Origin of the sequence: Micromonospora phytophila, assembly GCF_023656545.1 — a bacterium.
Classification (GTDB): domain Bacteria; phylum Actinomycetota; class Actinomycetes; order Mycobacteriales; family Micromonosporaceae; genus Micromonospora; species Micromonospora phytophila.
The window spans coordinates 1-10,680 of the sequence record NZ_JAMOKF010000193.1 but is presented as its reverse complement, the minus strand read 5'-3'; the positions used below and the strand labels follow the sequence as shown (position 1 = coordinate 10,680).

Here is a 10,680-nt window from a genome sequence, read left to right as displayed (position 1 = left end):
GGTACTGCACTCGGGAGGGTGTGGGAGAGTAGGACGCCGCCGGACAACCATTCCATTCAGGGCCACCCTTCGGGGTGGCCCTGAATGCGTTTACAGCCCAATTCCGACGGGCTGCAACCGCACCACTCCCCGGGCTTGAACGCACCACTTCCCCGGGCTTTGAAGCGCCCCACATCTGGGGGCTTGAACCGGGCGACACGGACCCGGAGGGGGCGCACGCCGGCGCGGCGACCCGCGAAAGACGTCCACAGCCCTGCGCCACGCCCGTGCCGCTACGGCCCTGCGTCACGGCTCTGCGTCACGATCATGCCACCGGGCTAGGAGCGCTGCGCGGTGGGCGTACACCCGCGGGGCCCACGCCCGCCCCATTCCGCGGCTCGCCTACTTTGGGGCCGCCCGGAGGGCGAACACCTGGGTTTGTCCCGGAACGGGGCGGTCGGCTTTCGGGTTGGGCGTACGGCTGGGGGACTGGCCGGGCGGGGGACGGTCAGTTGCGGGTCTGGATCCCGTCGCGGAGTTTGCGGAACAGTTCGCCGGCGTCGTCTACGGAGCGGCCGGGGAACATGGCCATCACGACGCTTCCGTGGTCGGCCCAGCCGCAGACGGCGAAGTCGCCGCCGTCGCCGCTCGTCGTGCCGCACTTCATCACGCCGCCCAGACGCCCCGCGGGCACCTCGCGCAGGCCGGTGACCTTGCCGGTCTCGTCGGTCAGCAGACCGAACAGGCTGTCCAGGTCCCGTTCCGGCTGCCAGAGCAGGGTCGCACCACCGAAGACGAGCACAGACCGTCGCTCGTCGGCCGGGTCCCGATAGACGGTGCCGAAGCTCCGGTCCAGCTCGATGTCGGCGGCGAACCCGCTGCGCAGGTAGTCGGCAGTGCTGCGGGCCCGATCACTGTCGTCCCGGGACAGCCCCGCCACCTGCGCCGGCGTGCTCAGTTCGGTGTCCTTCTGCTGCGCCACCCGCCAGCCGAAGGTGCCCAACACCGCTGTCCCGGCGAGCCCGACGAGCGCCGCCGTGGCCCATGCCAACCGCAGGCGCCGCGACCGGGCGGCCCGCCGGTCGGGGGCCTCCCCCGGGTCCCGGTTGCTCAGCTGGATGGGCTCCTCGGTCAGATCGATCGGCTCCGAGCCGTCGACGACCGGGCGCTCGGTGAGATGTGCGTCGGACATAGCCGACACCGTACGCGAACCACAGGTGGCGCACGTCAGGTCCGCGGAAGCCCTCCGTAGACTTTCAGGGTGACCGAGAGACTGGATGCCCGACGCCCCGACGCCCCGACCCTGCCCGGCCAGTACCAGCCGGGTGAGGTAGAGCAGCGACGGTACGAGCAGTGGGTAGCCGGCGGCCACTTCCGGGCGTCGGCGCAGAGCGACAAGCCCCCCTTCGCCATCGTCATCCCGCCGCCGAACGTCACCGGCTCGCTGCACATGGGCCACGCGTTCGAGCACACGCTGATGGACGCCCTGACCCGGCGCAAGCGCATGCAGGGCTACGAGGCGCTCTGGCTGCCGGGCATGGACCACGCCGGCATCGCCACCCAGAACCTGGTCGAGCGGCAGCTCGCCGCCGAGGGGCTGTCCCGCCACGACCTGGGCCGCGAGAAGTTCGTCGAGCGGGTCTGGCAGTGGAAGGCCGAGTCCGGCGGTGCGATCCTGGGCCAGATGCGCCGCCTCGGCGACGGCGTCGACTGGGACCGCGAGCGCTTCACCATGGACGAGGGGCTCTCCCGGGCCGTGCAGACCATGTTCAAGAAGCTCTTCGACGACGGGCTCATTTACCGGGCCAACCGGATCATCAACTGGTGCCCGCGCTGCTTGACGGCGCTGTCGGACATCGAGGTGGAGCACACCGACGACGACGGTGAGCTGATCTCGATCCGCTACAGCGACGAGGTGGTGGTGGCCACCACCCGGGCCGAGACGATGCTCGGCGACACCGCGGTGGCCGTCCACCCCGACGACGAGCGTTACCGGCACCTGATCGGCACCGAGGTGGCCGTGCCGCTGACCGACCGGCGGATCCCGATCGTCGCCGACGAGCACGTCGACCCGGCCTTCGGCACCGGCATGGTCAAGGTGACCCCGGCGCACGACCCGAACGACTTCGAGATCGGCCAGCGGCACGACCTGCCGGCGCTGACGATCATGGACGAGCGGGGCATCATCACCGCGCACGGGCCCTTCCAGGGCCTGGACCGCTACGAGGCCCGCCCGGCGATCGTCGCCGCACTGCGCGAGCAGGGCCTGATCGTGGCCGAGAAGCGGCCGTACGTGCACGCGGTGGGGCACTGCTCGCGGTGCAAGACCACCGTCGAGCCCCGGCTGTCGCTGCAGTGGTTCGTCAACACCGCGCCGCTGGCCAAGGCGGCCGGTGACGCCGTCCGCGACGGCCGGGTCCGGGTCGAGCCGGCCGAGCTGGCCAAGCGCTACTTCGCCTGGGTCGACAACATGCACGACTGGTGCATCTCCCGCCAGCTCTGGTGGGGCCACCGGATCCCGGTCTGGTACGGGCCCGACGGCGAGATCGTCTGCGTCGGCCCGGACGAGCAGCCGCCGAGCGGCGAGGGCTGGCGGCAGGACGAGGACGTCCTGGACACCTGGTTCTCCAGCGGGCTGTGGCCGTTCTCCACCCTCGGCTGGCCGGAGCAGACCCCCGACCTGGCCAAGTTCTACCCGACCAGCGTGCTGGTGACCGGCTACGACATCCTCTTCTTCTGGGTCGCCCGGATGATGATGTTCGGCCTCTACGCGATGGACGGCCGGCAGCCCTTCGACGTGGTCGCGCTGCACGGCATGGTCCGCGACGAGCACGGCAAGAAGATGTCCAAGTCGTTCGGCAACGTCGTCGACCCGCTGGACTGGATCGACCGGTTCGGCGCCGACGCCACCCGGTTCACCCTCGCCCGTGGCGCCAACCCCGGGCAGGACGTGCCGGTCAGCGAGGAGTGGTGCCAGGGCTCCCGCAACTTCTGCAACAAGCTCTGGAACGCCACCCGCTTCGCCCTGATGAACGGCGCGCACACCGAGGGGCCGCTCCCGGCCGCCGGCGAACTGTCGACGGTCGACCGGTGGATCCTCTCGCGGCTGCAGCACGTCGCCGCCGAGGTGGACGAGCAGTTCGAGGGGTACGAGTTCGCGAAGGTCTGCGACCTGCTCTACCACTTCGCCTGGGACGACGTCTGCGACTGGTACGTCGAGCTGACCAAGCCGGTGCTCGCCGAGGGTGGCCCGGCCGCCGAGGCCACCCGCCGGGTGCTCGGTCACGTCCTGGACCAGCTGCTGCGGCTGCTGCACCCAGTCATCCCGTTCGTCACCGAGGAGCTCTGGATCGCGCTCACCGGCGGCGCGACGGTGATGCACGCGACCTGGCCGGCCGCCGACCCGGCGCTGATCGACGACCCCGCCGAGGCCGAGGTGGGCACCGTGCAGCGGGTGGTCACCGAGATCCGCCGGTTCCGCTCCGACCAGGGGCTGCGTCCGACGCAGCGGGTCGTCGCCCGGCTCGACGGGCTCTCCGCCGCCGGAATCTCGGCGCACGAGCCGCTGATCCGGTCGCTGGTCCGGCTCGACCCGGCCGGGGACGACTTCCAGGCCAGCGCGACGCTCGCCATGCCCGGCGCGGTCAACGTCGCGTTGGACACCCGGGGCTCGATCGACGTGGCCGCCGAGCGGGCCCGGCTCACCAAGGACCGGGCCGCGGCCGAGAAGGAAGCCGCCCAGGCCCGGGCCAAGCTCGACAACCCGGCCTTCGTCGGCAAGGCGCCGGAGCCGGTGGTCGCCAAGATCCGGGACCGGCTCGCCGTCGCCGAGGCCGACCTCGTCCGGATCGACGCCGCTCTGGAGGCGCTTCCCTCGTGACCGACCGCACCGATTTCGCCGCCGTCGAAGCCGAACTCGCCAAGCGCGGGTTCACCCGCATGGCCTTCGAGCTGGAGAAGATCGAATCCCTGCTCGACCTGCTCGGCAGCCCGCAGCGGGCGTACCCGTCCATCCACCTCACCGGCACCAACGGCAAGACCTCGACCGCCCGCATGATCGACTCGCTGCTGCGGGCGTTCGGGTTGCACACCGGCCGCTACACCAGCCCGCATCTGGAGACCGTCCGGGAGCGGATCAGCCTGGACGGTGAGCCGGTGAGCGAGGAGCGGTTCGCTGCCACGTACCGGGAGTTGACCCCGCTGGCTCAGCTCGTCGACGACCGCTCGGCGGAGCCGCTGACGTACTTCGACATGACGACCGCGCTCGCCTTCGCCACCTTCGCCGACGCCCCGGTGGACGTTGCGGTGGTCGAGGTGGGTCTCGGCGGCGCCGAGGACGCCACCAACGTCATCCAGGCCGGCGTCTGCGTGATGACCCCGATCGGGCTGGACCACACCGAGTGGCTCGGCGACACGATCCAGGACATCGCGCTCGCCAAGGCGGGCATCATCCACTCCGGCGCGACGGTCATCTCCGCCGCGCAGGAGGAGGAGGCGGCCCGGCCGATCCTGGAGCGCTGCGCCGAGGTTGGGGCCACCGTCGCCCGGGAAGGCTCCGAATTCGGGGTCATGCGCCGGGCGGTGGCCGTCGGCGGGCAGGTGCTCACCCTCCAGGGCCTCGGCGGTGTCTACGAGGAGATCTTCGTACCGCTGCACGGCGCCCACCAGGCGCAGAACGCGGCGGTCGCGCTCGCCGCGGTGGAGGCGTTCCTCGGCGCGGGGGCGAAGCGGCAGCTGGACGTGGAGGCGGTCCGCGAGGGCTTCGCCACCACCACCTCGCCCGGCCGGCTGGAGAAGGTCCGGACCGCGCCGACGATCCTGCTCGACGGTGCGCACAACCCGCAGGGGATGGCCGCGACGGTCACCGCGCTGCAGGAGGAGTTCGCGTTCAGCAAGCTGGTGGCGGTGGTCGGCGTGCTCGCCGACAAGGACGCCGCCAGCCTGCTGGAACTGCTCGAACCGGTGGTCGACCTGGTGGTGCTCACCCGGAACAGCTCCCCCCGGGCGATGCCCACCGCGGAACTCGCCGCGCTGGCCGCCGAGGTCTTCGGCGAGGAGCGGGTCGAGGTGGCCGAGGAGGTGCCGGACGCGATCGAGGTGGCGGTGGCGCTGGCCGAGGAGGACGTACCGGGGGAGCTGAGCGGGGTCGGGGTGCTCATCACCGGGTCGGTGGTGACCGTGGCCGACGCCCGCCGGCTGCTGAAGCGATGACCGGGCCGGAGCGGGACCGGGTGGACGGCGAGCGCCCGCCCGCGCCGGGGGAGCCGCACACGGGCCAGGCTCCGGGGGAGCGGCCCGCGGCCGACGCCCCCGCCGCGCGCCCCGGACCGGTCGGCGGTGTGGCGGGAGAGCCTGCGGGTGGGGCGTCCGGTGGGCTGCCCGAGGGCGGCACGGCGGGGCAACCTGCGGGTGGGGCGTCCGGTGGGCTGCCGGGGGACGGCGTGGCGGGAGAGCCTGTGGGTGGAGCGTCCGACGGGCAGCCAGTGGGCGGCGCGGCGGGACAGCTGCGGCGGTCCGGGCTGCGGAACCCGGAGCGGGCGGTGCGCGGGCTGGGCGCCGGCACGCTGAGCCTGGAGGCGCTGGTGCTGCTGCTGGCGATCCAGCCGATCCGGGTGGTCGGCGGGGACCTGGGGGGCGCCGCGATCGGGGCGGTGGTGGCCCTGGCCGTGGCGGCGGTGGTGCTGGCCGGCGCGATGCGCCGGCCCTGGGCCTGGCACGCCGGAACCGTCCTGCAGGGACTGTTGATGCTGGCCGGCCTGCTGCACTGGTCCCTGCTGGTGCTGGGCGTCATCTTCGCCCTGGTCTGGGCCTACGCCCTGCACGTCCGCCGCGTCATCCTGAGCTGAAAGGCCGCGCCCGCCGCCCGCCGGCGCGGGCGGAGGACGGCACAACTTCACGGAAAGAGTGGTCTCCCTGCCTGGGATGGCCACTCTTTCCGTGAAAGCGGGCTCTCCGACGTGGCGGTGCCCGTGCGCGGTGCGCTGTGCGGCGTGCCCGCTGCGGCGCGCGCTGCGTGGTGCGTGGGGGTCAGGCGTCGGCGCGTTCGCGCCACTGGGTGAGGGCGATGCCGTGGCCGTCCGGGTCGCGGAAGGCGGCCGCCCACACCTCCAGCTTCGTGCCCCGGTTGACCACGCGAGGGGCGTACGTGAACCGGACGCCGGACCCGCGCAGCCGCTCGTACGCGGCCTGGATGTCGTCGACCTCGAGGTTGACGTGCACCAGCCGCCGGCTGATCGGCGCCGCCTCGGTCACCTCGCGCAGCACGAGCCGGGTGGCCCCGGAGGCGAGCACCGCGTTGCCGGCGCCCCGGTCGACCTCGGTGAAGCCGAGGTCCCGGTAGAAGCCGAGCGAGCGGGACAGGTCCGTGACCAGCAGGGTCAACCCGACCCCGGCGATCGGGGCACCGGCGTCGTCGGCGGCCTCCGGGTCGGCGTCGGCCGCCGGTTCGGGGCCGAAGATCGCCTCGTCCAGGTCCTCCGGACTGACCCCTCCCGCCCGCGTGCCGGCGGGGGCGGGGTCGTCCAGTGGCAGGTCGAGCAGGTCGAAGGGCTCCACCGACGCGGGCGGGTCGAGACGCTCCCCGGCCCGTGCGTCGATGCGGTCCTGGGCCGCCGCCGCCGGGTCGAACCGGTCCTGGGTGGGCACGTCGAACCGGTCCCGGCTTGGCGCCGGCGGGTCGAACCGCTGGCCGGCCGGGGGCGGGGCGTCGAACCGGTCCTCCCGCGGTGCCGGGGCGTCGAATCGCTCCTCGGCCGGGGCCGGCGGGTCGAACCGTTCCTCGGCGGGCGGGCGCGGGGTGGGGGTGGCGCGGCGCGGCAGGGTGCCGGTCGTGGGCTGCTCGACGACGGTGCCCTCCAGCACGACCGGCCCACCGGGGCGGTGGTGCACCACGACCGGCTCCCGCTCCTCGGGCCGCCCGACCGGCTCCCCGCCCAGCGGATCGCCCAGCGGATCGCCCAGGGGATCACCGAGCGGATCGCGGGGCGGATCGCGGAAGTCGTCGCGGAAGTCGTCGTCGGGCGCCCGGTCGGCCCACGGCGGGGCCTCCTGCTGGAGCAGCACGTCGTCCAGCGGCTCCGCGCCGGCGTACTCGGGAGGCAGGTCGGCGGCGACCGTGGCGGTTGTCTCGGCGTGGGTGAGCACCTCGTCCCAGAGCACCCGGACGTGCCGCTGGTCGTCCAGCGCCACCCGGATCGGCAGGGTCTGGCCCAGCGACGGCCACTTGGCGACCGGCACGCGTGGTTCGATGATCTTCTTGGACCGGGGCGGCAGCCCGGGGGCGTCGATCACCAGTTGCAGCTCGCAACGGCCGAAGGCGTACTGGGTGGGGGGCTCGGAGGCGCTGTGCACGTGCCCGACACCGACGACCCAGGTGCGCCCGCCGCCGCGTACGGTGGCCAACGCGATGGCCAGCACCAGCAGGGCGACCCCGAGCGCCACGATCGCCCAGCTGGTCATGCCGAGGCCGAAGAGGATCACGAAGGTGGCCACGGTGCCGAGCACCGCGGCGATCAGCTTGCGTACCGGCGCGATGGTGCGGTTCCCGCCATTCGCCACAGTGGACCTCCCGGGGGTCAAGGGCCAGGCTAGGCCGGATCGGCCACCGGGGGAAAGACCGGCCGCCGCGCCGGCGCCGGGACCGGGTCGCTAGGCTGACCGTACCCAGCCGCACCGTCTTCCGCGCACAGGAGGAACCCAGCGTGTCCAGCAGCAGCCCGGATGAGCGCACCCTCGTTCTGATCAAGCCCGACGCGGTCCGCCGCGGGCTGGTCGGCGAGGTCATCTCCCGCTTCGAGCGCAAGGGGCTGCGGATCGACGCGATGGTGTCCCGGACGATGGATGCCGCGCTGGCCGACGAGCACTACGCCGAGCACGTGGACAAGGCCTTCTACCCGCCGCTGAAGGACTTCATGACCGGGGGTGCGCTGGTCGCGCTGGTGCTCTCCGGTGACCAGGTCATCGACGTGGTGCGTGGACTGGTGGGCTCGACCGACGGGCGCAAGGCGGCGGCCGGCACCATCCGCGGTGACCTCTCGCTGTCCAACCGGGAGAACCTCGTGCACGCCTCCGACTCGCCGGACAGCGCCAAGCGCGAGATCGCTCTCTGGTTTCCCGAGCTGGGCTGACCCGCACGACGCGCCGACGGGCCCGGCCGGTGCGCGTCGCGCGCACCGGCCGCCCGCGCCGCGTCGGCGCGCGTCACGCGTCCGGCGGGAGTTCGGTCCGGCAGGTCACGGCGATCCGGTTCCACACGTTGATCGTCGCGATTGCCATGACCAGGTCGGCCAGTTCCTTCTCCGACCAGACCGCCGCGGCCGCGTCCCAGACGTCGTCGGGCACCCCGTGCTCGCCGAGCCGGGTGACCGCTTCGGTGAGCGCCAGCGCGGTCCGCTCCCGCTCGTCGAAGAACGGCGCCTCCCGCCAGGCGGCGACGGCGAAGAGCCGGCGGCTCGACTCCCCGGCGGCGAGCGCGTCCCGGCTGTGCATGTCGACGCAGAACGCGCAGCCGTTCATCATCGACGCGCGGAGCTTCACCAGTTCCAGCACGGTGTGCTCCACGTTGGCCCGGACGTACTTCTCCAGGCCCAGCACGGCGTGGTAGGCCTCCGGCGCCACCTCGGCCGCGTTGATCCGCTGCATGACAACCTCCCTGGTCGGTATTGCGACACCGACAAGACGGCGCGGCGGGGGCGGAGCGTGACCACATCGCCGTGTGATGCCGGTCATGGGTCGCTGGGCGGCGGGTGCCGACCGTGCTGCCCCGGGCGCTCGGCTCCGAAGAGGTCGGTGCCGGCGACCGGGTGACGGTCGCCGTCCGCCGGGTATGAGGTGCTGAGGGACGATGGAGGTCCGGTGTCCCGTCGGGCCGCCACCCTCGGGCCCGCCCCACCCGGACACGACCGCTCACCTGCCGGATGGCCCGCCACCGGGTAGGGAGCGGGTGAGCCCGTCCGCTACCGTGACACCGCCTGTTCGCACACGATTCGCCGGAGGACCAGTGCCGCTGCTCTACACCATCGGCAAGCTCACCGTGGCGCCCGCGCTGCGGTTGGCGTTCCGCCCGACCGTGGAGGGGTTGGAGCACGTCCCGGAGACCGGTGGCGCGATCTTCGCCGGTAACCATCTCTCGGTGGCCGACGAGCTCTTCCTCGGCACGGTGGTGCCCCGGCACCTCGCCTTCTGGGCCAAGTCCGAGTACTTCACCGGCACCGGCGCGAAGGGGGCGTTCTCCAGGTTCGTGCTCACCGGCCTCGGCGCGATCCCGGTCGAGCGGGCCGGCGGGCGGGCGGCGCTGTCCGCGTTCGACGCGGCCATCCCGGCGCTCAAGGGCGGCGACCTCGTGGTCGTCTACCCGGAGGGGACCCGCTCCCCGGACGGGCGGCTCTACCGGGGACGGACCGGCGCGGCCCGGCTGGCGGTGTCCGCCGGCGTGCCGATCATCCCGGTCGGCATGATCGGCACGGACCAGGCCCAGCCGATCGGCGCCCGAGTGCCGCGACCCGGCCGGGCGAAGATCACCGTCCGGTTCGGCAAGCCCCTGGACTTCACCGGCCGGCCGGACGACCGCACCTCGCTGCGCGCCATGACCGACGAGCTGATGGCCGAGATCCAGAAGCTCACCGGCCAGGAGTACGTCCCCCGCTACGCGCCCCCGCGCGCCCACCCGCCGATCGCCGGCGAGCCCGGCGCCGTCTGAGCCGTCAGTGGGGCGGCGTCGCCGCGCCGCTTCTGCTGGGCGATGACCTCGTCGACGTCGCGGAGATCGCGCCCGTGGACGCGGCGACGCGGGCGCCCGAAGGGGACGCGGGCGCCCGAAGGGTCAGCTCACTTCGCCGGGGTGGTGACGATCTGCTCCCGCAGGGTGCCGAGCAGGACGGCGCTGTCGTCCAGTGAGAGCCGGGTGAAGACCGCGGTGGCGATGCTGCCGTGGTCGACCGAGGTGCAGACCACCACGTCGGAGCCGTCGGAGCGGCCCACCGCGCAGCGCTCGTGCCGGCCGCGTACGCCGGTGTCGACCACCTGCGCCTCGCCGAGCTGGTACTGCTCGGTGAGCCGGGTGATCTCGTTCTTCGCGTCGCTCTCCGGGGCGAACCGGAAGCCGGTGCCGCCGAAGACCGTCACCCGCTTGCCGGTACCCGTCGTGTAGACGCCGGCGAAGGTGTCCTCGGCCAGCCAGTGCGCCTTGCGTACCTCGGCCTCCAGTTCCCGGGCGGTCTGCTCGCTGCGGCTGTCCTCGCGCAGCCGCAGGTCCGACACCTCGGCCGGCAGCGTGGCACTCGCCGGGTACTGCTCGGCCATCGGCGCGCCGTAGTACGCCGGGCAGCCGCAGCAGCAGACCAGCGTGAGCAGCAGCACCCACGGCCAGCGCCGCCGCTTGCGGACGGCCACCGGGACGTACCCCTTGGGGCCCTGGAAGCCGGGCGGCGGCGCGGCCGGCGGGGTCTTCGCCCGGCGCTGCTTCGCCGGTGGGGGAGCCGTCGGGCGCGTCGGGACGGGCGCGTGCGGGACCGGCGGCTGCGGGGGCGCCGCGGGGTAGCCGGGGGCCGGGGGCCGGGAGACCGGCGGCGGCGAGACCGGGTACGCGACCGGCGGCGGGGCGGGGTAAGCCACCGGCGGAGCCGGGTGCGACGCGACCGGTGGCGCGGGCGGCCCGGAGTACGGCCGGGTCGGTGGTGGGGCGGGGTAGGGCAGCGTCGGCGG

The 10,680-nt window shown here is 73.5% G+C and carries 9 protein-coding genes; 5 read left to right on the top strand and 4 right to left on the bottom strand.

Going from position 1 to position 10,680, the window contains the following annotated elements; translation table 11 throughout:
• Positions 1 to 487: 487 nt before the first annotated feature.
• On the bottom strand, positions 488 to 1,171 hold the full coding sequence (locus tag NCC78_RS20710) for a hypothetical protein (RefSeq protein ID WP_250796389.1): 684 nt from the start codon (positions 1,169 to 1,171) through the stop codon (positions 488 to 490).
• Positions 1,172 to 1,240: 69 nt separating this feature from the next.
• Between NCC78_RS20710 and NCC78_RS20705 the strand changes: the two genes are divergently transcribed.
• From NCC78_RS20705 to NCC78_RS20695, 3 genes are all read left to right on the top strand, one after another.
• Positions 1,241 to 3,859, top strand: coding sequence for a valine--tRNA ligase (locus NCC78_RS20705; RefSeq protein ID WP_250796387.1), 2,619 nt, complete (start codon positions 1,241 to 1,243; stop codon positions 3,857 to 3,859).
• Positions 3,856 to 5,190, top strand: coding sequence for a bifunctional folylpolyglutamate synthase/dihydrofolate synthase (locus tag NCC78_RS20700; RefSeq protein ID WP_250796385.1), 1,335 nt, complete (start codon positions 3,856 to 3,858; stop codon positions 5,188 to 5,190). Before NCC78_RS20705 ends, NCC78_RS20700 begins: the two co-directional genes overlap by 4 nt.
• Positions 5,191 to 5,318: 128 nt before the next feature.
• Positions 5,319 to 5,825, top strand: a complete 507-nt coding sequence (locus NCC78_RS20695) for a DUF4233 domain-containing protein (protein WP_372495167.1) — start codon at positions 5,319 to 5,321, stop codon at positions 5,823 to 5,825.
• A gap of 181 nt (positions 5,826 to 6,006) precedes the next feature.
• On the opposite strand, the gene NCC78_RS20690 is transcribed toward NCC78_RS20695, so the two are convergent.
• A complete protein-coding gene (locus tag NCC78_RS20690; RefSeq protein ID WP_250796383.1) occupies positions 6,007 to 7,536 on the bottom strand; it encodes a VOC family protein in 1,530 nt (509 codons plus the stop codon).
• 143 nt (positions 7,537 to 7,679) lie between these two features.
• Here NCC78_RS20690 and ndk point away from each other — a divergent pair, with 143 nt between their 5' ends.
• Positions 7,680 to 8,105: a nucleoside-diphosphate kinase gene (gene ndk / locus NCC78_RS20685; RefSeq protein ID WP_250796382.1), complete on the top strand. Its 426-nt coding sequence runs from the start codon at positions 7,680 to 7,682 to the stop codon at positions 8,103 to 8,105.
• A gap of 73 nt (positions 8,106 to 8,178) precedes the next feature.
• On the opposite strand, the gene NCC78_RS20680 is transcribed toward ndk, so the two are convergent.
• Positions 8,179 to 8,619 (bottom strand): carboxymuconolactone decarboxylase family protein, encoded by a 441-nt coding sequence (locus NCC78_RS20680; protein ID WP_250796381.1) that lies wholly within the window; start codon positions 8,617 to 8,619, stop codon positions 8,179 to 8,181.
• A gap of 358 nt (positions 8,620 to 8,977) precedes the next feature.
• Here NCC78_RS20680 and NCC78_RS20675 point away from each other — a divergent pair, with 358 nt between their 5' ends.
• A complete protein-coding gene (locus NCC78_RS20675) occupies positions 8,978 to 9,676 on the top strand; it encodes a lysophospholipid acyltransferase family protein (protein ID WP_250796379.1) in 699 nt (232 codons plus the stop codon).
• 128 nt (positions 9,677 to 9,804) lie between these two features.
• Here the strand turns inward: NCC78_RS20675 and NCC78_RS20670 are convergent.
• A partial coding sequence (locus NCC78_RS20670; RefSeq protein WP_250796377.1) for a hypothetical protein occupies positions 9,805 to 10,680 on the bottom strand: 876 nt, incomplete at its 5' end.